The organism is Mycobacterium scrofulaceum (assembly GCF_002086735.1).
Taxonomy (GTDB): domain Bacteria; phylum Actinomycetota; class Actinomycetes; order Mycobacteriales; family Mycobacteriaceae; genus Mycobacterium; species Mycobacterium scrofulaceum.
The window spans coordinates 69,369-92,050 of record NZ_MVIJ01000021.1; the positions used below are offsets into that span (position 1 = coordinate 69,369).

The window sequence follows — 22,682 nt, forward strand, 5'->3', positions numbered from 1 at the left end:
TTTCCCGGGGCCGTCCTTGGGGTCGCCGGTCTCGGCCTTGGCGGCACTAGTCAAAGTGTCAAGCCTTTCCGTTCAGCATGGAATCTCGGGGATCGAACGGGCAGCCACCGTCTTCGACGTGGGCCACGTATTCGTCGCGGAAGTACTTGATCGACGACATCACCGGGCTGGCGGCGCCATCGCCCAACGCGCAGAACGACTTCCCCAGGATGGTGTCGGAGATGTCCAGCAGCTTGTCGATGTCCTCGTTGGTGCCCTTACCGGTTTCCAGCCGCTCGTAGATCTGGTCCAGCCAGAAGGTGCCCTCGCGGCATGGTGTGCACTTCCCGCACGATTCGTGCTTGTAGAAGTAGGTCCAGCGCTGCACGGCGCGCACCACGCAGGTGGTCTCGTCGAAGATCTCCAGCGCCTTGGTGCCCAGCATGGAGCCGGCCGCGCCGACGCCCTCGTAGTCCAGCGGCACGTCGAGGTGCTCGTCGGTGAGCAGGGGGGTGGAGGAGCCGCCGGGCGTCCAGAACTTGAGCCGGTGCCCGGCCCGCACCCCGCCGGCGTAGGCGAGCAACTCGCGCAACGTGATACCCAGCGGGGCCTCGTACTGGCCGGGCCGGGCGACGTGGCCGGACAGCGAATACAGCGTGAAGCCGGGGGATTTCTCGCTGCCCATGGACCGGAACCAGTCGACGCCGTTGAGGATGATCGACGGCACGCTGGCGATCGTCTCGACGTTGTTGATCACCGTGGGGCAGCCGTAGAGCCCCGCCACCGCGGGGAACGGCGGCCGCAGCCGCGGCTGGCCGCGGCGGCCCTCCAGCGAATCGAGCAGCGCGGTTTCCTCGCCGCAGATGTAGGCGCCGGCGCCCGCGTGCACCACCAGCTCCAGGTCGAAACCCGAGCCGTTGATGTCGCGGCCCAGGTATCCGGCGGCGTACGCCTCGGCCACCGCGTTCTGCAGGCGGCGCAGCACCGGGAGCACCTCACCGCGCACGTAGATGAACGCATGGCTGGCCCGGATCGCGTAGGCGGCGATGATGACGCCCTCGACGAGCACGTGCGGCGTCGCCAGCATCAGCGGAATGTCTTTGCAGGTACCGGGTTCCGACTCGTCGGCGTTGACCACCAGATAGTGCGGCTTGGCGGCCGCGCCGGTGTCGCCCTGCGGGATGAACGACCACTTCGTCCCGGTCGAGAAGCCTGCGCCGCCGCGCCCGCGCAACCCGGAGTCCTTGACCATGGCGATCACGTCGTCGGGCGCCATGGCCAGCGCCTTCTTCATCCCCTCGTAGCCGTCATGGCGGCGGTAGGTCGCAAGAGTCCACGACTCGGGGTCGTCCCAGAACCTGCTGATCACCGGGGTGAGCGGCGTGGCCTGCGAGGTGGTCATGACTGGCTCCCGGGCGGCGTCGGCGCCTGCATGCCGTGTTCCTTCGCCACCTTCACGCCCGCCAAAGTGGCCTCACCCGCGCCGCCCTGGCCCTGGTCGGGCCGTTCGTCGGGCAGGCCGGCCAGGATGCGCGAGGTCTCGCGGAAGGCGCACAGCGGCGCGCCGCGCGTGGGCGGCTTGGGGTCACCCGAGCGCAGCGAGTCGACGAGCTCGCGCGCCGACTCGGGGGTCTGGTTGTCGTAGAACTCCCAGTTGACCATCACCACCGGCGCGTAGTCGCACGCGGCGTTGCACTCGATGTGTTGCAGCGTGACCGACCCGTCGGGCGTGGTCTCGTCGTTGCCGATGCCCAAATGTTCCTTCAGGGCATCGAATACGGCGTCGCCGCCCATGATCGCGCACAGCGTGTTGGTGCAGACCCCGACCAGGTAGTCGCCCGTGGGCCCGCGGCGGTACATCGTGTAGAAGCTGGCCACCGCCGACACCTCGGCGCCGGTCAGCCCCAGCTGCTCGCCGCAGAACTCCAGGCCGGCCGGGGTCAGGTAGGAGTCCTCGGCCTGCACCAGGTGCAGCAACGGCAGCAGCGCCGAGCGCTTGTTGGGGTAGCGGCCGATGATCTCCTTGGCGTCGACCTCCAGCCGTGCGCGAACCTCCGGTGAATACGATTGCGGCGCACCCTCGGTGACGAACGCGTTGGGTTCCTCCGGCGGCGGACCGAGCCGGATGAACACCGGCTGTCCCTGCGGGCCGGTCATCGGTCCACCCCGCCCATGACCGGGTCGATGCTGGCGACCGCGGTGATCAGGTCGGCCACCATGCCGCCCTCGCACATCGCCGCGACCGACTGCAGGTTGGTGAACGAGGGGTCCCGGTAGTGCACCCGGTAGGGGCGGGTGCCGCCGTCGCTCACCATGTGCACGCCCAGCTCGCCGCGCGGCGACTCCACCGCGGTGTAGACCTGGCCCGCCGGCACCCGGATGCCCTCGGTGACCAGCTTGAAGTGGTGGATCAGCGCCTCCATCGAGCTGCCCATGATCTTGGCGATGTGCTCTTCTGAGTTGCCCATGCCGTCGGGTCCCACCTTCAGGTCCGCCGGCCAGGCGATCTTGCGGTCGGAGACCATGATCGGGCCCGGCTTCAGCTTGTCCAGACACTGCTCGACGATCTTGATCGACTCCCACATCTCGTTGACGCGAATCATGTAGCGCCCGTAAGCATCACACGTGTCGGCGGTCATCACGTCGAATTCGTAGTTTTCATATCCGCAGTAAGGTTCGCTCTTGCGCAGGTCGTGCGGCAGCCCGGTGGCGCGCAGGATGGGCCCGGTGATGCCCAGCGCCATGCACCCGGTCAGGTCCAGGTAGCCGACGTCGCAGGTGCGCGCCTTCCAGATGGCGTTCTCGTTGAGCAGGTCGCCCATTTCGCGCAGCACCTGGCGCAGCGGCTTGAGGGCCTCGGCGACGTCGGACTCGGCGCCCGGCGGCAGGTCCTGCGCCACGCCCCCCGGCCGGATGTAGGCGCTGTTCATCCGCAACCCGGAGATCTTCTCGAACAGGGTCAGGACGATCTCGCGGCCGCGGAAGCCGACGAACATCGGCGTCATCGCGCCCAGTTCCATGCCGCCGGTGGCCAGCGCGACCAGGTGCGAGGAGATCCGGTTGAGTTCCATCATCATCACCCGGATGACGTTGACCCGTTCGGGGATCGCGTCGGTGATGCCGAGCAGCTTCTCCACGCCCAGGCAGTACGCCGTTTCGTTGAAAAACGGTGACAGGTAATCCATTCGGGTCACGAAGGTGACGCCCTGGGTCCAGTAGCGGTATTCGAGGTTCTTCTCGATCCCGGTGTGCAGGTACCCGATTCCGCAGCGGACATCGGTGACCGTTTCGCCCTCGATCTCCAGGATCAGCCGCAGCACCCCGTGGGTGGACGGGTGCTGGGGCCCCATGTTGACGACGATCCGCTCGCCGGGGTCCGCGTTGCGGGCGGCGTCGACGATCTGGTCCCAGTCCTGGCCGCCGGCGACCAAGACGGTCTCCGGGCTTTCCGCGCCGCCGCCACCGTTGGCCGAGTCAGTGATTGTGCTCATCAGTTGTACGCTCTCCGCTCGTCGGGCGGGGGTATCTGCGCTCCCTTGTATTCCACCGGGATGCCGCCCAGCGGATAGTCCTTGCGCTGCGGGTGGCCATGCCAGTCGTCGGGCATCTCGATGCGGGTCAGCGACGGGTGTCCGTCGAAGATGATGCCGAAGAAGTCGTAGGTCTCGCGCTCGTGCCAGTCGGTGGTCGGATAGACCTTGTACAGCGAGGGAATGTGCGGATCACCGTCGGGCGCAGCCACTTCCAGGCGGACGCGGCGATTGTGCGTGATCGACTGCAACGGGTACACCGCGTGCAGTTCGCGACCCGTCTCGTGCGGGTAGTGCACCCCGCTGACGCCCAGGCACATCTCGAAACGCAGCTCCGGCTCGTCGCGCAGGTGCTGGGCCACCCCGGGCAGCGCCTCGCGGCGCACGTGCAGCGTCAGCTCGTCGCGGTAGACCACGACTTTCTCGATCGCGTCGGAGAATTCGACCCCGGAGCCCTGCAGGGCCTCGGCCAGTTTGTCGACCACGTCGTCGAAGTAGCGGCCGTAGGGGCGGGGGCTGCTGCCGGGGAGCATGACCTCGCGCACCAGGCGCCCGTAGCCGGACGTGTCGCCCGTGCCCTTGGCCCCGAACATGCCGCGGCGCACGTCGATCACTTCTTCGTCGGCCTGGCTGATCGCCTCGTGGGGGTGCTGGTCCGGCGAGCTCATCGCAGCAGCCCGCGCATCTCGATGGTGGGCCGGGCCGACAGCGCCGCCTGCTCGGCCTCGGCGATGGCTTCCGCCCGGTTGACACCCAGCGGCATCTGCTGAATCTTCTCGTGCAGCTTGAGGATTGCGTGCAGCAGCATCTCCGGCCGCGGCGGGCAACCGGGCAGGTAGATGTCCACCGGGACCACGTGGTCGACGCCCTGCACGATCGCGTAGTTGTTGAACATCCCGCCCGACGACGCGCACACGCCCATGGCCAGCACCCACTTGGGTTCGCCCATCTGGTCGTAGATCTGCCGCAGCACCGGCGCCATCTTCTGGCTCACCCGCCCGGCCACGATCATCAGGTCGGCCTGCCGCGGTGTCGCCGAGAACCGCTCCATGCCGAACCGCGCGATGTCGAATCTTGGCCCGGCGGTTGCCATCATCTCGATGGCACAGCACGCCAACCCGAACGTCGCCGGCCACAACGAGTTCTTGCGGACATAGCCGGCCACCTTCTCGACCGTCGACAGCAGAATCCCACCGGGAAGCTGTTCCTCGAGACCCACGTCTACCTCAATCCCACGTCAGGCCGCCGCGGCGCCACACATAGGCGTACGCCACGAAAACCGTGAGCATGAACACCACCATCTCGACCAACGCGAACGTTCCCAGCGCGTCGTAACTGATCGCCCAGGGATACAAGAACACGATTTCGATGTCGAAGACGATAAAAAGCATTGCGGTCAGGTAATACTTCACCGGGAACCGCTGGCCGGGCGTCGCATGCGGGCCACTCACCGATGTTTCGGTGGGCTCGATGCCACATTCGTAGGGCGCCATCTTCGACTTGTTGTAGCGCGACGGGCCGGCCAGGCTCGCGATGACCACGGACCCCACGGCGAAGGCCGCGGCTATGGCTCCGAGCACCAGGATGGGTATGTAGACGTTCAACTCGCTCCAAGATCTCCTCGTACGGGTCGCCGTGCGGCGGCCGGGCGGGGGGCCGGGCTGCTGTGACGTACGCGGGCTGCGGCACGTCACAGTGACCTTCACAACATAGCGTCGCGAAGACGAGTGTGCTTTGCCGGGGTGGGGGTATTCGTCTCGTTTTTGTGTCGCCGCAACCGGGCGGCCCGCCGCCGGTCGCGACCGGGGTCACGCCGGCGCGTATCGACGCAGGTGAGGGCGCTAGCGGGTGGGGGTGCGGAGCAGCCCGAGCACGGTGCGCCCCAGCACGATGGGGTCGACGGGATGCGGCACGGCGGCTTCGGCGCGCGACCAGCTGGCCAGCCAGGCGTCGTCCGGACGGCCGGTGAGCACCAGGATCGGCGGGCACGTCGTGAGTTCGTCTTTGAGTTGCTTGGCGATTCCCATGCCGCCGGTGGGGGTGGCCTCACCGTCCAGAATGGCCAAGTCGATGCCGCCCTCGTCCATCTTCTGCACCACCATCGGGGCGGTCGCCACCTCGAGGTAGGTCAGCTCGGGCAGGTCCGGATGCAGATGCCTGCCCAGCGCCCGGATCACTTGTTCGCGGGTTTTGGCGTTATCGCTGTAGACCAGGATCCGCAGGGCAACGCTGGATTCGGGGCTCGAGTCGGACACGGTGCAGATGCTACTGGTGCCGCACCGGCTTCACTGGGCAGCCCGCGCGAAGACGGCTTCCGCCGCCGCCGTCGCCGTCTTGCCGATCATGCCGAGCCGGTTCCAGCCCAGGTCGAACTGGGTGCGATCGACCTTGGTCGCCCCGGCGACCCGGATCGAGCCGTCGTCGAGCTCGGTGATCGTGGCCGACAGGGGCAGCGGCGCGGTGATGCCCTTGACGGTGAAGGCGGCGCGCAGGTCGGCGGCCCGGCCCTTGGTGGGGTGCACCGCGGTGACGACGACGCTGATCTCACCGAAGCGCTCGACGTCGAAGAAGTCGGGCGAGCGCAAATGCTTGTCGCGACGGCCGATGCCGGTGTCCAGGGAGGCGGCACGGATGTCCAGGCGGCCGAAAACCGCTCCCTTGCCCGTCAGTTGGCCGTCGCCGCTGAACTCGGTGAAGCGGCCCTTGACGGTGAGCAATCCCCACAGGTTGGCGATCTTGAACGTGATGGCCGAGCGGTCCGGGACGAGATTCCACACGCCGGCCAGGTCGGGATCGTTGAGAAGTGTTTCCAAAGTCGTCATCGTCACCCCCATCTGTCATGGCGAATCTGGTGGCGAATCTAACGCCTAATCGAGCAGCGGCGCGATCTCTGCGGGGTCGAAGTACTCGTCGATCCGGTCGAGCCGGCCGCCGCCACCCACCGTGATCACGATGCAGACGCGCATCGAGATCGACTGGCCGGCATGGCCGGTGGCGTGCAGGATGTGCTGCTGGACGAAGCCGCCCTCGAAGAACCGCCGGTCCAGGATTTGATAGCGGCGCTCGGTGGTCGCGCCGATGAACCAGTCGATGACCCGCAGCGCGCGGGCCTTTCCGTCATCGCGGCGCGCGCCGACCCGCCAGACGGCGATGTCGTCGCTCCACATCCGGTCGACCGCCGCGAAGTCGCCCTGCTCGATCGCCGCGAACAGGCGGTCGGCGGCGTCCGCCACGACTTCGGGGCTCGCAGTGGTCATGTCATGGGCTCCTCTTCTGATTGCCCGCTCTTGGAGGTCCGCTCTTGGAGGTCCGCTATTGAATGTCGTAGCCGGGGTGGGCGACGGCCACCCGCCGCCGCACCAGCGTGCGCAGGCAGGCGGTGACCTCCCGGTCCCGCCCGTCCAGCTCGCCGGCCCGGATCGCGGCGGCCAGCTCCTCCTCGTCGGCGAACCCCAGGTCGGCCAGCGCGTCGCGGGATTCGGCCTCGCTCTCGTCGAGCAGTTCGCGCTCCACGATGCGCAGCGCGTTCGCGGCCACCCTGGCGTGGAAGTTCACCTGCCCGCTGGTCGCCGCCCGCACGTCGCTCTCCAAGAATTCGGCCACCGCGGCCACCAGCTCGGCGGCCAGTGGGCGGCCGTACGCGCCGATCATCGGAGGTCCCCCGATTGCCTGGCTTCTCCTCGCGCCGCTCCGCGGCGCGCATCGTCGCCCGGCGCTCCTTCGAGCAGGTCGAGCAGGTCCCATTCGGTCTCGCACACGCGGCGACCGATCGTGGCCAGCTCCACCGAGCGGAACTGGCCGGTCAGATGCCGCTCCGCCTGGTAGCGGCAGATGACACCCCAGCGCAGCGTGGCCAGCACCAGCCACCAGTGAAACGCCACCCGGTCGACGCTAGCCCCGCCGGCCTCCTCGTAGGCGTGCAGGAAGCTCTCGACGCTGCCGAGGCCGCCGGCGCCGAGGCTGGCCGGGGCGCCGAACCGCCAGGCCCGGATGCAGAACCAGGCCAGGTCGTCGTACGGGTCGCCGCGGTGCACCAGCTCCCAGTCGAGGACGGCGGCGAGGCGGGAGCCGTCGACGATGAGGTTGCCCATCCGGTAGTCCCCGTGCACCAGGACGTCCGCCGACGGTTCCGGCCGGTTGCGCTCGAGCCAGCGAAAGGCCCATTCGAAGGTGGCCGTGGTGTCGCCCATGGCGTCGAGCCGCTCGCGCCACTGCGCGAGCGGGTCTTCGCGGGCCAGACCGGGGATGTCGGGGTCGGCGCGGTGGATGGCCGCCAGGGCCTGCGCGCATTGCCGCAGCAGCCCGGTGCGGGCCGCCTGCCCGCCCGCCGCGTCGAGCTGACGCTGAATGCGCCGCACGATCGTCTCGCCCGCGATCTCGTCGCAAATGAGGAACGGATTGCCCAGCGCGGCAATCGAATCGGCGGCGATGAGGACGTGGGGGACCGGCGCGCCGGCGGCAGCGGCGGCGGCCTGTGCCCTCGCCTCCAACTCCATGCCGGCGTGCACGTCGTCGGGTGCGCCGGTGCGCAGGATCAGCGCTTGCCGACGGCCCGCCGCGACGGCGTCGAACGCCCACGTCGAGCGGCTGGCGCCCCCGGTCAGCGCGCGCAGGTCGGTCACCGCGACATCGGCGCCCAGGATCGGCGCCAGCACGGTGGCGAGTTGGGCGGCCAGCTCCTCGGTCGGCGTCACTTGCCAAACTTAAACAGCCGCTGCGCCACCCGGCGAATCTGGATCTCCTCGGCTCCCTCGGTAATGCGGTAGCGACGGTGGTGGCGGTAGATGTGCTCGAACGGCTCGTGCCGGCTGTAGCCCAGTCCGCCGAAGATCTGCATCGCCCGGTCCGCGGCGTCGCAGACGAGCCGGTTGGCCCGGTAGTTGGCCATCGACACCTTGTCCGAGACCTCCATGTGGTGGTCGCGGTCCAGATGCCAGGCGGCGTAGGCGACCAGCAGCCGCACCATCTGGGCCTCGGTCTGCAATTCGGCCAGCGGCCACTGCACGGCCTGGTTCACCGACAGCGGCTTGCCGAACACGGTGCGTTTGCCGGCGTATTCGGCGGCGCGGTCGATGCAGTATTGCGCGGCACCCAGGCTGCTGGCGGCCTGGCGGATCCTGTTCTCGTGCAGGAACGTTTGCGCCACCTCCAGGCCGCGATCCACCTCACCGAGCACCGCGTCGGCGGGCACCCGGACGTCGGTCAGCCGGACCTCGCCGTGATCGGTCGGCATGTTGAACGTCCACCAGTAGTAGGGGACCTCGAACCCGGGCGCGTCCGTCGGCACCAGGAACGCCGTGATGCCGCGCGCCTGGCCTGGCTCGCCCGACGTGCGGGCGAACACCAGGTCGTGGGTCGCCCGGTGGACGCCGGTGTTGAACCGCTTGGACCCGTTGATCACCCACCCGTCGCCGTCGCCCTGCGCGCGGGTCTCCAGCCAGGTGGCGTCCGAGCCGTGCTCCGGCTCGGTCAGCCCGAACGCCATGGACCGCTCCCCGGTGATCAGCGCCTCGGACCATCCCCGCCGTTGCTCGTCGGTGCCGAATCGCTCCATCATGATCACCTGCGGGAAGTTTCCGACGATCGAGGACTCGTTCTGCAGGTCGTTGTGCAGGCCGAGGCCCTTGTGCGCCAGATGTTCCCGGATGACGGCCATGTCGACGTTGGTGCCGTCCCGGCCACCCAGCGAGGAAGGCAGCCCGTAGCGCAGCCAGCCCGCCTTGTCGGCGCGCCTGCGCATCTCGGCGAGCAGGTCCTCCCACTCGCGGGTCGGGATGCCGTCGTTGTCCCAGTCGGTACGGGCGTGTTCGCGCCGCTTGTCGAAGTACTGGATGTGCTCGCGCTCCAGCGGTTTGATCTCGGCCTCGATGAACTCGTCCATCGCGGCGAGCAGACCCGGAAGGTGTTCGGGGAGTGTGAAATCCACGGTCGTCTCCTTTGGGGGAAGGCTCAAGCGCCGTACAGGGTTTTCTTCCAGATCGTCGCCAGGGTGGCGATGGCGTCCTCGTCGCTGATCTTGATGCCCAGGTTGGAGGGGCCGACGAAGACGGTGGTGAAGTTCTCGAACAGCAGGGCGATGGCCGCCGCGGTGTGTTGTGGATCGAGCTCGGTTCCGTAGCCCTGTTCCTGGGCGCGGCGCACGGAGGCGGCGACGATGTCCATGCCGAAGCGGCGGAACTCGTTCTGGACTGCCGCGAAGCGCCGCTGGGTGGCGGCCAGCTGGGCCACGGCGATCATGATGCCGATGTTCTGCTTGAACATGTTCCAGTACCCGGTGACCACCGAGGTGAAGAACGCGTCGTCGTCGGGTGATTCGGGTGGCTGAAGGCTCAACCCGGACGGCGTCACCACGTCGTGCAGAAACGATTCCGCCAGGGCCGCGAGCAGGTCTTCCTTGTCGTCGAAGTACCGGTAGAACACCGCGGGTGACTTGCCCGCGGCCGACGTGATGTCGGCGAGCGTGGTGCCGTGGAAACCGCGCTCGGCGAACAACTTCCGGGCGGCCTGCTCGATCGCCTGCCGGGTCTGGCGGCCCTTGGCGGTCAGCGCGTCCGGGCCGGCCATCACGTCCGCATCCGGTCGCCGGCGCGCAGCAGCGCGCTCGGCAGGTCATGGCCCACAGCGGCTTTGGCGACGCCGGCCGCGGCGATCGCGGCCTGCAGGTCGACGTCGACGTCGATGCCGCTGTCGCGCAGCAGGTACACCAGGTCCTCGGTGGCGATGTTGCCGGTGGCGCCCGGCGCGAACGGGCAGCCGCCCAGCCCGCCCACCGAGGCGTCCAGCCGGGTCACCCCCGAGCTCACCGCGGCGTAGGCGCTGGCCAGCCCGGAGCCGCGGGTGTTGTGGAAGTGGCCGCCCAATGGCATCTCGCCGATCACCGGACGCAGTTGGGCGATCAGCGAACTCACCCGCCCCGGGGTGGTGGTGCCGATCGTGTCGGCGATCGACAGGCGGTCGGCGCCGCGGTCGCGGGCGGCCGCGGCGATGTCCAGCACCCGCTGGGGCGGGGTGGGGCCCTCGAACGGCGAGTCCCACGCGGTGGCGATCACCACCTCGACGGTGACGGGAAAGCTGGAGGCAGCGCCGTGTGCGATCGCGACGATCTCGGCGATCTGATCGGTGGCCTGGGCGCTGGTGCGCCCGACGTTGGCCTGGCTGAACGTGTCGTCGGCGGCCACCACGTACTCGATCGAGCGCAGGCCGGCGGCCACGGCCCGCTTGGCCCCGTTCGGGCTGGCGACCAGGGCGGAGAACTCGATGTCGGGGTAGTCGCGCAGGTGGGCGGCGAGCTCGGCGGCGTCGGCCATCGACGGCACCTTCGTCGGCGAGACGAACGCCGTGGCCTCGACCTCGCGGACCCCGGTCGCGGCGACGGCGGCCAGCAGTTCCAGCTTGGCCGACAACGGGATCGGCGCTTCGATCTGCAGGCCGTCGCGCAGCGCGACCTCGCGGATGACCACGTGCGTCACAGCACCTCCTCGGCGCGCAGTTCCTCGAGCTCTCCGGCGGTCATGCCGAGCAGCCCGCGGTAGACGTCGTCGTTGTGCTGGCCGGGGCGCGCCGGCCCGGCACTGCGGACCCGGCCCGGCGATTCCGAGAGCACCGGCACGACGCCCGGCCCCAGCACGTTGCGCCCGAGTCTTTCGTCGAAGTGGTCGACCAGCATGCCGCGGGCCCGCAGCTGTGGGTCGTCGACCACCTCCGCGACCGTGTTGATCGGGCCGGCGATCACCCCTGCGGCACTGAGGGTTTCGATGATGTCATCGGGTTGGCGTCGCGCGGCCCACGCGCCGATGATCTCGTCGAGCTCGTCCTGGTTGCGGCCGCGAGCGCCGTGCGTGGCGAACCGGTCGTCGGTCGCCAGCTCCGGGCGGCCCATCGCCTTGCACAGCCGGGCGAAGACGGTGTCCTGGTTGGCGGCGATCACCACCCACGAGCCGTCGGCGCTGCGGTAGATGTTGCTCGGCGCGATGCCGTCGAGCCGGGTGCCCGACGGCCCGCGCACCACACCGCCGACGTCGTAGTCGGGGATCGTGGATTCCTGTACCGCCAAACAGGATTCGGTCAGCGCGACGTCCACGACCTGGCCGCGCCCGGTGATGCCGCGACGGTACAGCGCCGCCAGCGCGCCCTGGGCGCCGAACATGCCGGCCAGGGTGTCTCCCAGCGAGAGCGCGAGCCGCGGCGGTGGACCGCCGGGGAAGCCGTTGAGGTGGCGCAGCCCGCTGGCCGCCTCGGCCACCGACGCGTAGCCGGCCTTGTGCGCGTCGGGCCCCGTCTGCCCGTAGCCGGACACCCGGACCAGGATGATGCCCGGGTTGCGGGCGCTGAGCACGTCGTAACCCAGGTCCCATTTCTCCAGCGTCCCGGGGCGAAAGTTCTCCACGACGATGTCGGACTTTTCGACGAGGTCCAAGAAGAGCTCGCGGCCGCGCGGGCGGCGCAGGTCGAGCGTGACCGCCCTCTTGTTGCGCGCGTGCACCGTCCAGAAGACGTGTTGCCCGTCCACCTCGGCCTGGCCCCAGGTGCGCAGCGGGTCCGGGGCGCCGGGGGGTTCCACCTTGATCACGTCGGCACCCAGGTCGCCCAGCAGCCGCCCGGCGAAGGGGCCCGCGATCAAGGTGCCCAGCTCGAGCACCCGGACGCCGTCCAGCGGACCCGCCGGTGCCGTCATTCTTTGCCTGCGAAGTCGTGGCGGACCAGCCAGTCGGTGACGACGTCGACCGCCGCGCGGAGCTTGTCGCGCTGGTCGGGACCTGCGTAATAGTGTGTGGCGCCGGGGATTTCGTGCATCTCCTTGTCGTGATGCCCGATCGCGTTGAAGAGCCGCCGGGTGTGGCTGGGTGTGCACGCGTCGTCGGCCAGGTTGCCGATCACCAACGCCGGGATCGTGATGTCGGCGCCGCACGCCACCCCGTCGCCGCGGGCGTCGTCGTAGCTCCACTGCGAGAGCCAGCCGCGCAACGTGGAGAAGCGGGCCAATCCGACCGGGCTCATGTTCACCAGTTGAGGATCCCCCAGGTAGCACGTTCCCGGGGTGCGTTCGTTGGGATCGACTGTCGGGTCCAGCCAGCGCGGGTCGGCCATGGTGCCGTGCACGACGAAACAGAACTCGTCGTCCCCGCGGCCGGCCGCCTTCAGCTCCGCGAGCTTGGCCTTGACCCACGCGGTGATCCGGCGGTTGCGCAGCACCTGCGCGTTGCGGTAGCGCGCCAGGAAGTCCTGGCTGTAGGGCGGCTGGTTCGGGTTGTCCGGGTTGTACAGGTCCAGCTCCGGATCGCGCTTGGTGGGGTCGGATTCGTCGAGGATCGACGCGTCGAGCCACTCGGTCAGCGTGCCGTGCCGGCTGATGTGCGCGGCCAACAGCATGATGCCGTCGGCGGGGGTCAGGTCGAGGGCGGTCAGGTCGGGGCCGTCGCCGGATGGGCTCGACGTGATGGTCGGGTGCTGGGCCTGCTGCTGGTAGAACACCGACAGCGACCCGCCGCCGCTCCACCCGGCGAGCACGACCTTCTGATAACCCAGCCGCTTCTTGGCGTCCTTGATGCACTCGCCGAGGTCCTCGACCACCTTCTCCATCAGCAGCGCCGAGTCGGTGCCCCGAAACCGGCTGTTGCAGTAGATGACGTGGTGGCCGGCCCGGGCCAGCGCGTTGATCATGGGCAGGTAAGCGCCGCCGCCGATCGGGTGCATGAACACCAGCACGGTGTCCGACGCCTTGTCCTTCGGCCTGAGCAGGTAGCTCTCCAGCACGGTGATCTCCGCCAGGCCGCCGTAGACGTCGCGGACGGCGGAATTGTTCTGGAAGGCAATGAGATAGGGGATGCGTTCGTATTCGTGGCGCGGTGTCATGGTCAGTGTTGTCCTAGGTCGTGCGCCAGCACCTCGGCCGACGGGGTCAGGCGCCGGCGGGTGTCGACGGCGATCACTTGCCAATCGACGCGGGAGTACTCGTCGAACTTGCGGCGCGCCCGCTCCCGCGCCTTCTCCGGTGCGCCGTGGTGAACGCCTTGCGGCGCATGGGAAATCAGACCGGGTGGCATCGGGATTCCGTAGAGCGAGCCGCCGTGGAAGAAGGCGATCTCGTCGTAGTCGACGTTGCGGTGATACCACGGTGTGCGCTCGGTGCCCTGCACGCCTTCGGCCGGCTTCGGCAGGAAATTCATCACGTAGACACCCGTCGCCTGCATGAACAGGTGCACCGTCGGCGGCAGGTGGACACTGTCGGAGGTGACGACGTTGTAGTCGGCGATGTTGAACGTGAACGGGAAATTGTCCCCGCGCCAGCCCTCGATGTCGAGCGGGTTGTGTTGGTAGAACAGCATCGTCGGCCCGCCCTCGTGGATGAGCCGGACCTCGTATTCGTCGCGCCCGTCGTCGTCGATCGGCGCCGGGTCGGGGATGGTGGCCTGCGACGGGTCGAACGGGAAGTGCCGGCCCAGCGGCCCGGGCGGCGGCACCCGGAACTCGTCGGTGGCCTCGACCATCAGCATCGTCGTCGGACCGTCGGGCACCTGCCGCCAGGTGCACGCCTTCGGCAGGTAGACCCAGTCGCCCGCCGAATAGCGCAGCGGCCCGAACTCGGTCTCCAGCAGGCCGTCGCCCTGATGCACGAAGCACAGCAGGTCGCCGTCGACGTGGCGCGCGTAGAACGGCATCGGCTCGTGGCGCCGGCTCAACAGGATCCGGCAGTCGGCGTTGCTGAACATCAGCAGGGGACCGCCGTCGGCGTCGGTGGCGTCACTGGGTTTGAGCTCGCCGGCCAGCACGTCGACCGGGCGCAGCGGGCCGACCGACCGGAAGGCGGTGGGGTCGTGGCGGCGGTAGAGGTTCGCCGTGCGGCCGGCGAATCCGCCCCGGCCCAGCTCGTCGTCCTTGAGCCCGTCGAGGTCGGCATGCAGGCGGCGCGGTGTCTTGCCTTTTCGCAAGTGGACGAAGGATTCCATGGGTGACCCCCGGCTCGGCGGCGACAGTGCGGCACAAAACTGAAAGTGACATTACTTTTCGTTTCACGCTCCCACAAGGGCCTGTCGGCCCGTTCGCGAGACATAATCCGTTGCGGACCGCGTCGGCGTGTCGTCGCTGACGGTTATGTGTCGCGGATAGGCCGGGGCCTAAACGCCCGTCAGTCGCGGACGCGCACCACGACCTTGCCCCTGGCGGTGCGGTTCTCCAACGACGCGACCGCGGCGGCGGCCTGGTCGAGGGGATAGACCTCCGGGTTGGGGGCGGCCAGCCGGCCCGAGCTGAGCAACTCCTCCAGCCCGGCCCACTGCTCGGCCAGCGCGTTCGGGTGCGTCGCCGTCCAGGCGCCCCAGCCCACGCCGACCACGTCGATGTTGTTGAGCAGCAACCGATTCACCTTCACCGTCGGGATGTCCCCGCCGGTGAAGCCGACGACCAGCAGCCGCCCGCCCGGGGCCAGCGAGCGCAGCGAATCGGTGAACCGGTCACCGCCGACCGGGTCGAGCACGACGTCGACGCCGCGGCCGCCGGTGAGCTCCTTGACGGCGTCCTTGAACCCGTCGGCCAGCACCACATCGGTGGCCCCGGCCGCGGTCGCGACGTCCGCCTTGTCCTCGGTGCTGACGACCGCGATGGTGCGCGACGCCCCCAGCAACGAGGCCAGCCGCAGCGTCGATGTCCCGATGCCCCCGGCGGCGCCGTGCACCAGCACCGTCTCACCCTCGGCCAGCCGGCCGCGCACCGTCAGGGCGAAGTACACGGTCAGGTCGTTGAACAGCAGGCCGGCGCCCGCCTCGAAGCTCACGTTGTCGGGGAGCTTGAACACCCGGTCGGGCTGCAGGATCGCGACTTCCGCCATGCCGCCGGACAGCATCGTGAGTCCGACGACCCGGTCCCCGGCCTGCACGTGCGCGCCGTCCGGCGCCGAGCGCACCACGCCGGCGATCTCGGCGCCCAGCACGAACGGCGGCTCGGGGCGGTACTGGTAGAGGCCCCGGGTCAGCAGGGCGTCGGGGAAGGCGGCACCGGCGGCGTGCACCTCGACGACCACGCCGTCACCCGACGGTTCGTCGACGTCGGCCACCTCGATCGCGTCCGGACCGTCCAGCCGAGTCACCCGTGCAGCGCGCATGGTCGGACAGCCTACTGCCGGCTCAGAAGCCGTCGGCGACCCGCACCACCGCGCGCCCGGTGAACTTGCCGGCGCGCACCTGGTCCAGTACCTCGACGACGTCGCGGACGTCGACGTCGCGGGTGAGCGCGTCGAGGTGACGCGGGCGCAGCGAATCGCCCAGCAGCGCCCACAGTTTGCGGCGCGGGCCGATCGGCATCTGCACCGAGTCCATTCCCAGCAGGGCGATGCCGCGCAGGATGAACGGCATCACGGTGGTGTGCAGCGCCGGACCGCCCGTCAGGCCGCTACAGGCCACCGCCCCGCCGTAGTCGACGGCGCTGAGCACGTCGGCCAGCGTCGCGCCGCCGACGCAATCCACCGCGCCCACCCAGCGCGCCTTGGCCAACGGTCGCGGCTTGGCGTCGGGATCCTCCGGCAGCCGGCCGATAACCTCGGCGGCGCCAAGCTCTTTCAGCAGTCCGGTCGCGCTCTCCTTGCCGGTGGAGGCGACCACCCGATAGCCCTTGGCGGCCAACAGGTCGACGCTGACCGAGCCCACGCCGCCGGAGGCGCCGGTGACGACGACCGACCCGGCCCCGGGTTGCAGGCCCCAGTCGATCAACGCCTGCACGCTCATCGCGGCGGTGAAGCCGGCGGTCCCGATCGCGGCGCCCTCGCGCGGGCTCAACGCGCCGAGCGCGACGACGTGGTCGGCCGGCAGCCGCGCGTATTCGGCGTAGCCGCCGTGGTGGCCGGTGCCGATCGCGTACCCGTGGGCCAGCACCTGCTCGCCGACGGCGAAGTCGGGGGAGTCCGACTCGACGACCTCGCCGGCCAGGTCGATGCCCGGCACCACGGGGTAGCTGCGCACCACGCCACCGCGCGGGGTCAATGCCAGCGCGTCCTTGTAGTTCACGCTCGAATACAGCACCCGGATCGTCACCTCACCGGGCGGCAGGTCCGACTGGCTCAGCGTCTCGACCGACGCGGTTATCCGGTCACCATCTTCGCGGGCGACGAGCGCCTGAAACGTGTCCATGCCTCGACGCTAACCTCACCGTATGGATTCCTTTCCACTCGGTCGCTTTTCGGTCTCCCGGATCGGGTTCGGCGCCATGCAGTTACCCGGCCCGAACGTGTTCGGGCCGCCGCGGGACCGCGACGCGGCGCTGGCCGTGCTGCGGCGGGCGGTCGAACTCGGCGTCGACCACATCGACACCGCCCAGTTCTACGGCCCCGACGTCGCCAACGAGCTCATCCGAGAGGCGCTGCATCCCTACTCCGAGAACCTGGCCCTGGTGAGCAAGGTCGGTGGGCGTCGCGACGACAGCGGCGGCTGGCTGCCGGTCGACGCACCGGCCGACTTGCGCCGCGACATCGAGACCAACCTGCGGTCCCTCGGCGTCGAGCAACTGGCCGCGGTCAACCTGCGCCTGTTCGAAAGCGATGGGCCGGATCAGCTCTTCGACGACCAGCTTTCGGTCATGATCTCCGCGCGCGACGACGGGCTGATCGGCGGCATCGGGCTGAGCAACGTCAACCGCGAACACCTGCTGCATGCCCTGAACCGCACCGAAATCGCCTGTGTGCAAAACGCTTACAACCTGTTGGATCGGTCGTCGGAGCCCGTGCTGCGGGAGTGCACGGCGCGCGGCATCGCCTTCGTTCCGTTCTTCCCGCTCGGGGCCGCGTTCGTGCAGCCGAACCCGGTGCTCACTCACCAATCGGTGGCCGACACCGCCGAGCGGCTCGGGTGCACGCCGGCGCAGGTCGCGCTCGCGTGGACGCTGAGCGTGGCGCCCAACGTGCTGCTGATCCCCGGCACCTCGTCGGTGCGGCACCTGGAGGAGAACCTGGCGGTCGCCTCCGTCGAGCTGGACGAGGACACCCGCGAAAGGCTGAACGCGGTCGCGGCGTGAACTTTCGCCGAACGTGAACTCGTTGCGAAAAATCGGCGAGATTTTCGCAGTGGTTGCACACTCGGCGCCGTCGGTCGCAACGAGACCTATTTGAGCTCGGCCGACGACAGGCCCAGCAGGCGGCGGGCGACCACCAGCTGCTGGATCTGTTGGGTGCCCTCGAAGATGTCCAGGATCTTGGAGTCGCGGGCCCACTTCTCCAGCATTGACTGCTCGGAATAGCCTGCGGTACCGGCCAATTCGACGGACTTGAGGGTGACGTCGCTGGCCATCCGGCCGGCCTTCGCCTTGCTCATCGACGCCTCTTTGGAGTTGGGGATCTTGTTGTCGGCCTGCCAGGCCGCGCGCAGCGCGAGCAGATAGGCGGACTCCCAGTCGGCCTCCATCCGCAGGAACTCGGCCGCCGCCGCGCTCTGGACGTGCGACGGCTTGTCGTACGAGATCTCCACGCCGGCCTCGGTGAGGATCTTGCGGATCTCCTCGAGCGCGGCGCGGCCGACACCGATGGCCATGGCCGCCACGATCGGGCGGGTGTTGTCGAAGGTCTCCATCACCCCCGAAAATCCCTTGCCCTCCTCGATTTCCGGGTTGCCGAGCAGGTTCTCCTTGGGGATACGGACGTTGTCGAACCGGATCGCCGCGGTGTCGGAACCCTTGATGCCCAGCTTGCGTTCGAGGCGCTCGACGGTGACGCCGGGATGCTCGCGCGGAACGATGAACGACTTGATGGCCGCGCGGCCCTTCGACTTGTCCAGTGTGGCCCACACCACGATGTGGGTGGCCCGCGAACCGGCGGTGACGTAGATCTTTTCGCCGTTGATGACGTACTCGTCGCCGTCCAGCTTGGCGGTGGTCGACACCGCCGCCGAGTCCGACCCGAAGCCCGGTTCGGTGATGGCCATCGCCGCCCACACCTTGCCCAGGCGTTCCAGCTGTTCTTCGGTGGCGACGGCGGAGATGGCCGCGTTGCCCAGCCCCTGGTAGGGGACCGACAACATCATCGCGACGTCACCCCAGCAGGCCTCCAGCGTCTGCAGGAGCGCCGCCATGTTGGCGCCGTTGTGGTTTTGGTCCCTGTCCTTGTTTTCGTCGCCCAGGTTGTCGGCCCCGGCGAATTCGATCGATTCCGAGGCGCCCGCGAAGAGGTTGTAGAGCGTGTCCAGTTCGACCGGGTAGGCGTGTTCGGCGAGGTCGTACTTGCGGGCGATCGGCCGCATCAGCTCGGCCGCGCCCTGATGGGTCTTCACGGCGACCGCTTGCAGCTTGCGGGGCAGTTCCAGATTGATTGCCATGATTGGTCTTTCAGCTCGAGTGGACTAGCGATCTAGATGACGACGACGCCCTCGGCCACGCCGATGGCCCGCAGATCGCGGTACCAGCGCTCGACCGGGTGTTCTTTGGTGAAGCCGTGGCCGCCGAGCAGCTGCACGCCGTCCAGGCCGATCTGCATGCCCTTGTCGGCGCCCAGCCGCTTGGCCAGCGCCGCCTCGCGAACGAAGGGCAGGCCCTGTTCGGCGCGCGCGGCGCCGCGCCAGGTGATCAGCCGCAGCCCATCCAGCTCGATGGCGATGTTGGCGCACATGAACGCCACGGCCTGACGATGGGCGATCGGTTCGCCGAAGGCCTCGCGCTCCTTGACGTAGGGCACCACGTAGTCGAGCACCGCGTGCGAGGTGCCCACCGCCAGCGCCGCCCAGCCCAACCGGGCCAGCGCGATCGCCTCGGAGTAGTCCTCGTCCGTTGCCTCATCTTCGCCGAGCCGCGCGCCCAGGGGGACACAGACCCCGGAAAGCTCCACGTGGCCCAGGGCCGCCGCGCGGACGCCCATGCTCGGATCCGGCTTGACGGTAAGGCCTTTCGTCGACGACTCGACGATGAACAGGGCCGGCCTGCCCTCCAGCTGGGCGCCGACGACGAACAGCTCCGCGTCGGCCGCCGCGGGCACCAACGACTTGACGCCGTCGAGCCGGTAGCCGCTCGGCGTGCGCACCGCGGTGGTCGTCAGGCGGGTGGGGTCGAACAGCGGTTGCGGCTCGGCGATCGCGACGCAGGCCTGCGGGACGTTCTCGCCGGCGAACTCGGGCAGGTAGGTGGCCTGCTGGTCCGCGCTGCCCCAGTGGGTCAGCGCGGAGGCGACGCCCCCGGGGGCCAGGATCGGCAACGCTAGACCCATGTCGCCGTAGGCCAGTGCCTCGGCCACCAGCACGTTGGTCACGCTGGAGCGGTGGGCGGCGATGCCGTCGAAGTCCTCGGGGATGTTGATCGCGGTGATGCCCAGCTCGGCGGCCTTGGCGATCAGGTCGGGCGGGTAGGTCGCCGCCTCGTCGGCGTCGGGGGCCGCGGGCCGCAGCACCTCCTCGGCGAACTCGGTGAGCGTCTCGACGATCATCTTCTGGTCGTCGTCGGGCGTCAGGTCGAAGTAGTCCTTGCCGCTCGACTTGAGCCGGGTCGGTCCGCTGCGCACGTTCTGCAGCCGCTTGAACTGGCGGGAGGCGGCGGCCGCGGTGGAGAAGACGGTCTTGGTGCCGTATTGCAGCCCCCGGTTGACCGGATCACGCAGCCGGTATTTGTCCAGGAATTCCTGGCCCATCAGCGGCGTGAGCAGCGCGATGGCGATGTCGACGCCCGTGCGCTTGTGTGGTTGCAGCCCGACCCCGCTGGGGTGGTCTTTCCGCTTCTGGCGGGCGCGGGCGGATTTGGAAGTCTTCGGTGAACCGGAACGAGTGTCGGTCATGTCGGCAGCCTGTAGTAGTTGGGGCAGTGCGGATGACCCGATCTTACTCCGGAGTAAGATCACGGAGAACACTTGTTAACTAATTCACAGGACCAGCGATTCCAGCACGCGTTCGTGCAGCGGCCCGTTCGTCGCCACGGCGCTGCCGCGGTGCGGTCCGGCGACGCCGTCCAGGCCGGTCATCGTCCCGCCCGCCTCGCGCACCAGGATGTCGAGCGCGGCGAGGTCCCACACCGAGACTTCGGGTTCGGCGGCGATGTCGACGGCCCCCTCAGCCACCAGGCAATAGGACAGGAAGTCCCCGAACGCGCGCACTCGCCACACGGCGTCGGTCAGCGCGACGAAGCGCTCCCGCAGGCCCCGCTGAGCCCAGCCGGACAGGCTGGAAAACGAAAGGCTGGCCGAATCCAGTTGCGCCACTGACGAAACCGACAACCGTCGGGGCGGTGCGCCGTTCACCGCGACGAAGGCGCCGCGGTCGCGCGCGGCCCACCAACGACGCTGCAGCGCCGGCGCGCTGACGACGCCGACCGCGGGCACCCCGTCGTCGAGCATCGCGATCAGGCTGGCCCACACCGGCACGCCGCGTACGAAGTTCTTGGTGCCGTCGATGGGGTCGATGATCCACTGCCGTCCGGAAAAGGTGGGGGTTCCGCCGAACTCCTCGCCGACGATGCTCTCGCCCGGCCGCTCGCGCCCCAGCGCCTCGCGCAGTTCGGTCTCCACCGCGCGGTCGGCGTCGGTCACCGGGGTCAGGTCCGGTTTCGTGTCGACGTGCAGGTCGAGCGCCCCGAACCGGGCCGAGGTGAGCGCGTCCGCACGGTCGGCAAGCGCCAGCGCCAACGCCAGATCGTCTCGACTCATGACGCAGTCCTACCATGGCCGGATGTGGGAATTCGGTGTGCTGCTCCTGCTGGTGGCCGTGCTCGCGGTCTTCCTCGCCCAGCGGTTCCTGCCCCGCGGCCCCCGCGGCGAGGTGCTGAACGGCACGCTGCTGGTGACCGGGGTGAGCCCGCGGCCGGAGGCCACCGGTGAACAGTTCGTCACCATCTCCGGTGTGATCAACGGCCCCACCGTCAGCGAGCACGCGGTGTATCAGCGCATGGCGGTCGACGTCGACCACTGGCCGACCATGGGCCAGTTGTTTCCCGTGGTGTATTCGCCGAAGAATCCGGACAATTGGAGGTTCGCGCCTCCCGCGCCGCCCGAGTCGCCCCCGGTGTAACGTCCGTCAGCCGGCCGCCGGCGGCCGCGCCATCACCGTGATCCGGGCGCCGTACCGCGGGACGACGACCGTGGCCCGTGAGGCCGTCCCGCCCGATAACCCGGGCACCCCCGGTAGGGCGGTTCCGGACACGGCTGACTCTGCGGTCCCGGACCGTCCGGGGAAGTCACCGCCCGGCAACGCCGTCAGGGGACTGCTCGGTGCTGTCCAGCTCGCGGGCACCGACATCGAGCCGATGGTTCCGGCGCGGGCAAGCGCGGCGGTGACGTCGCCGAGGCCCGCTCCAAGCCCCGGGGCGGCACCGCCCGGCTGGGGGGCGGCCGTGAGCAGTGGGGCGAGCGCGGTCGGCGCGGCCGCTCCGAGGTTGGGCAAGATGCCCAAATCGCTCTCGGCGCCGACGATGCCGGTGACGAACGCCTGCTCATAGTCGACGGCTTTCATGGTCGCGATGAAGGTGACGATGGCGTCGAGCGCGGTGAAGTCCTCGGGGATGATCGGGTTCGCCGGCAGAGTCGACGCCGCCGAAACCGACTGCGACACCGGGGCAACGGCGCTGTTGACCGCTTTGCTGACCGCGGCGCTCTGTGCGGTCGTTGCGGTCGGGGTGGTCGCCCGGCGGGGGGAGGGGAACGCCGGCAACTGGGTCGCCGCCGCGGAGGAGGCGGCATAGCCGGACATCGCGGTGGCGTCCTGGGCCCAATAATCGGCATACTGCGCCTCGGTGGCGGCGATCGCCGCGGCATTCTGGCCGAAGAAGTTGGTCGCCACCAGGGTCGCCAGCTGGGTGCGGTTGGCCGTGACGGCTACGGGCGGCACCGTCATCGCGAAAGCCTGTTCGTAGGCCGCCGCAGCAGCCCGGGCCTGCATGGCCGTCTGCTTCGCCAGATCGGCGGTCGCATGCAGCCAATACGCATAGGGGACGGCCGCCGCCGACATCGATTCGGCGGCGTGGCCGCGCCAGTGCAAACTGGTCAGGCCACACAGCACGGATTCATAGGTGGCGGCGGTGATGTCCAACTCGGCTGAGAGCGAGTCCCAGCTTCCCGCGGCCGCCAACATCGGGCCTGCGCCGGGCCCGCTGTACATTCGCCAGGAGTTGATCTCCGGCGGCAGGAAAGCGAAATCCATCGTCGGTCACTTTCGTCGGCTGAGATGTGCAATCCGCCTGGTGGGCAATGGCTTTGGTTGGCCGACGTCGCCTGTGGCGCGACGTCAA

General features: G+C 69.2%; 25 protein-coding genes. 2 read left to right on the forward strand and 23 right to left on the reverse strand.

Going from position 1 to position 22,682, the window contains the following annotated elements; genetic code table 11:
• Nucleotides 1–58: 58 nt before the first annotated feature.
• The 19 genes from nuoF to BST44_RS15415 form a co-directional block, all read right to left on the reverse strand.
• Nucleotides 59–1,381 carry an NADH-quinone oxidoreductase subunit NuoF gene (gene nuoF, locus BST44_RS15330; protein ID WP_083177958.1) on the reverse strand — a complete coding sequence of 441 codons (1,323 nt, stop codon included), beginning with the start codon at nucleotides 1,379–1,381 and terminating at the stop codon, nucleotides 59–61.
• Entirely contained in the window at nucleotides 1,378–2,136 is a 759-nt protein-coding gene (gene nuoE / locus BST44_RS15335; RefSeq protein WP_083177959.1) for an NADH-quinone oxidoreductase subunit NuoE, read from the reverse strand. The genes nuoF and nuoE overlap by 4 nt, the downstream gene beginning before the upstream one ends.
• Nucleotides 2,133–3,470 (reverse strand): NADH dehydrogenase (quinone) subunit D, encoded by a 1,338-nt coding sequence (gene nuoD / locus BST44_RS15340; RefSeq protein WP_083177960.1) that lies wholly within the window; start codon nucleotides 3,468–3,470, stop codon nucleotides 2,133–2,135. The genes nuoE and nuoD overlap by 4 nt, the downstream gene beginning before the upstream one ends.
• A complete protein-coding gene (locus BST44_RS15345; protein ID WP_083177961.1) occupies nucleotides 3,470–4,177 on the reverse strand; it encodes an NADH-quinone oxidoreductase subunit C in 708 nt (235 codons plus the stop codon). Before BST44_RS15345 ends, nuoD begins: the two co-directional genes overlap by 1 nt.
• Entirely contained in the window at nucleotides 4,174–4,728 is a 555-nt protein-coding gene (locus BST44_RS15350) for a NuoB/complex I 20 kDa subunit family protein (RefSeq protein ID WP_083177962.1), read from the reverse strand. Before BST44_RS15350 ends, BST44_RS15345 begins: the two co-directional genes overlap by 4 nt.
• Before the next feature lie 7 nt (nucleotides 4,729–4,735).
• The gene (locus tag BST44_RS15355; RefSeq protein ID WP_083177963.1) at nucleotides 4,736–5,113 is read right to left on the reverse strand and encodes an NADH-quinone oxidoreductase subunit A; all 378 of its coding nucleotides are present in this window, start codon (nucleotides 5,111–5,113) and stop codon (nucleotides 4,736–4,738) included.
• 237 nt (nucleotides 5,114–5,350) lie between these two features.
• On the reverse strand, nucleotides 5,351–5,764 hold the full coding sequence (locus BST44_RS15360; RefSeq protein ID WP_083177964.1) for an Rv3143 family two-component system response regulator: 414 nt from the start codon (nucleotides 5,762–5,764) through the stop codon (nucleotides 5,351–5,353).
• Between the two features lie 30 nt (nucleotides 5,765–5,794).
• Nucleotides 5,795–6,331, reverse strand: coding sequence for a YceI family protein (locus BST44_RS15365; protein WP_208619806.1), 537 nt, complete (start codon nucleotides 6,329–6,331; stop codon nucleotides 5,795–5,797).
• A 45-nt stretch (nucleotides 6,332–6,376) separates the two neighbouring features.
• Nucleotides 6,377–6,766 carry a nuclear transport factor 2 family protein gene (locus BST44_RS15370; protein WP_083177966.1) on the reverse strand — a complete coding sequence of 130 codons (390 nt, stop codon included), beginning with the start codon at nucleotides 6,764–6,766 and terminating at the stop codon, nucleotides 6,377–6,379.
• A gap of 55 nt (nucleotides 6,767–6,821) precedes the next feature.
• The gene (locus BST44_RS30940; protein ID WP_244184826.1) at nucleotides 6,822–7,160 is read right to left on the reverse strand and encodes a DUF6285 domain-containing protein; all 339 of its coding nucleotides are present in this window, start codon (nucleotides 7,158–7,160) and stop codon (nucleotides 6,822–6,824) included.
• The gene (locus BST44_RS15375) at nucleotides 7,157–8,203 is read right to left on the reverse strand and encodes a phosphotransferase family protein (RefSeq protein ID WP_244184827.1); all 1,047 of its coding nucleotides are present in this window, start codon (nucleotides 8,201–8,203) and stop codon (nucleotides 7,157–7,159) included. The genes BST44_RS30940 and BST44_RS15375 overlap by 4 nt, the downstream gene beginning before the upstream one ends.
• Nucleotides 8,200–9,435, reverse strand: a complete 1,236-nt coding sequence (locus BST44_RS15380) for an acyl-CoA dehydrogenase family protein (RefSeq protein ID WP_083177967.1) — start codon at nucleotides 9,433–9,435, stop codon at nucleotides 8,200–8,202. The genes BST44_RS15375 and BST44_RS15380 overlap by 4 nt, the downstream gene beginning before the upstream one ends.
• 23 nt (nucleotides 9,436–9,458) lie before the next feature.
• Entirely contained in the window at nucleotides 9,459–10,073 is a 615-nt protein-coding gene (locus BST44_RS15385) for a TetR/AcrR family transcriptional regulator (protein WP_083177968.1), read from the reverse strand.
• On the reverse strand, nucleotides 10,073–10,969 hold the full coding sequence (locus BST44_RS15390) for a hydroxymethylglutaryl-CoA lyase (protein WP_208619807.1): 897 nt from the start codon (nucleotides 10,967–10,969) through the stop codon (nucleotides 10,073–10,075). Before BST44_RS15390 ends, BST44_RS15385 begins: the two co-directional genes overlap by 1 nt.
• 5 nt (nucleotides 10,970–10,974) lie before the next feature.
• Nucleotides 10,975–12,183, reverse strand: a complete 1,209-nt coding sequence (locus BST44_RS15395) for a CaiB/BaiF CoA transferase family protein (RefSeq protein ID WP_083177970.1) — start codon at nucleotides 12,181–12,183, stop codon at nucleotides 10,975–10,977.
• Entirely contained in the window at nucleotides 12,180–13,361 is a 1,182-nt protein-coding gene (locus BST44_RS15400; protein WP_083177971.1) for an alpha/beta hydrolase family protein, read from the reverse strand. Before BST44_RS15400 ends, BST44_RS15395 begins: the two co-directional genes overlap by 4 nt.
• A gap of 2 nt (nucleotides 13,362–13,363) precedes the next feature.
• Nucleotides 13,364–14,455 carry a homogentisate 1,2-dioxygenase gene (locus BST44_RS15405; RefSeq protein WP_083177972.1) on the reverse strand — a complete coding sequence of 364 codons (1,092 nt, stop codon included), beginning with the start codon at nucleotides 14,453–14,455 and terminating at the stop codon, nucleotides 13,364–13,366.
• 179 nt (nucleotides 14,456–14,634) lie between these two features.
• Nucleotides 14,635–15,606 (reverse strand): NADPH:quinone oxidoreductase family protein, encoded by a 972-nt coding sequence (locus BST44_RS15410; protein WP_083177973.1) that lies wholly within the window; start codon nucleotides 15,604–15,606, stop codon nucleotides 14,635–14,637.
• Between the two features lie 22 nt (nucleotides 15,607–15,628).
• A complete protein-coding gene (locus BST44_RS15415; RefSeq protein ID WP_083177974.1) occupies nucleotides 15,629–16,627 on the reverse strand; it encodes an acrylyl-CoA reductase family protein in 999 nt (332 codons plus the stop codon).
• Between the two features lie 22 nt (nucleotides 16,628–16,649).
• Here BST44_RS15415 and BST44_RS15420 point away from each other — a divergent pair, with 22 nt between their 5' ends.
• Nucleotides 16,650–17,507, forward strand: coding sequence for an oxidoreductase (locus BST44_RS15420; RefSeq protein WP_083177975.1), 858 nt, complete (start codon nucleotides 16,650–16,652; stop codon nucleotides 17,505–17,507).
• A gap of 86 nt (nucleotides 17,508–17,593) precedes the next feature.
• On the opposite strand, the gene BST44_RS15425 is transcribed toward BST44_RS15420, so the two are convergent.
• The 3 genes from BST44_RS15425 to hisN form a co-directional block, all read right to left on the reverse strand.
• Complete coding sequence (locus BST44_RS15425; RefSeq protein WP_083177976.1) at nucleotides 17,594–18,799, reverse strand: acyl-CoA dehydrogenase family protein; 1,206 nt, start codon at nucleotides 18,797–18,799, stop codon at nucleotides 17,594–17,596.
• 32 nt (nucleotides 18,800–18,831) lie between these two features.
• Entirely contained in the window at nucleotides 18,832–20,241 is a 1,410-nt protein-coding gene (locus BST44_RS15430) for an acyl-CoA dehydrogenase family protein (RefSeq protein ID WP_083177977.1), read from the reverse strand.
• Between the two features lie 84 nt (nucleotides 20,242–20,325).
• The gene (gene hisN, locus BST44_RS15435; protein WP_083177978.1) at nucleotides 20,326–21,105 is read right to left on the reverse strand and encodes a histidinol-phosphatase; all 780 of its coding nucleotides are present in this window, start codon (nucleotides 21,103–21,105) and stop codon (nucleotides 20,326–20,328) included.
• A 22-nt stretch (nucleotides 21,106–21,127) separates the two neighbouring features.
• On the opposite strand from hisN, the gene BST44_RS15440 reads away from it, so the two are divergent.
• A complete protein-coding gene (locus tag BST44_RS15440) occupies nucleotides 21,128–21,466 on the forward strand; it encodes a hypothetical protein (RefSeq protein WP_083177979.1) in 339 nt (112 codons plus the stop codon).
• Between the two features lie 6 nt (nucleotides 21,467–21,472).
• Here BST44_RS15440 and BST44_RS15445 read toward each other — a convergent pair whose 3' ends face one another.
• Nucleotides 21,473–22,594, reverse strand: a complete 1,122-nt coding sequence (locus BST44_RS15445; RefSeq protein WP_083177980.1) for a PPE family protein — start codon at nucleotides 22,592–22,594, stop codon at nucleotides 21,473–21,475.
• Between the last annotated feature and the right edge of the window lie 88 nt (nucleotides 22,595–22,682).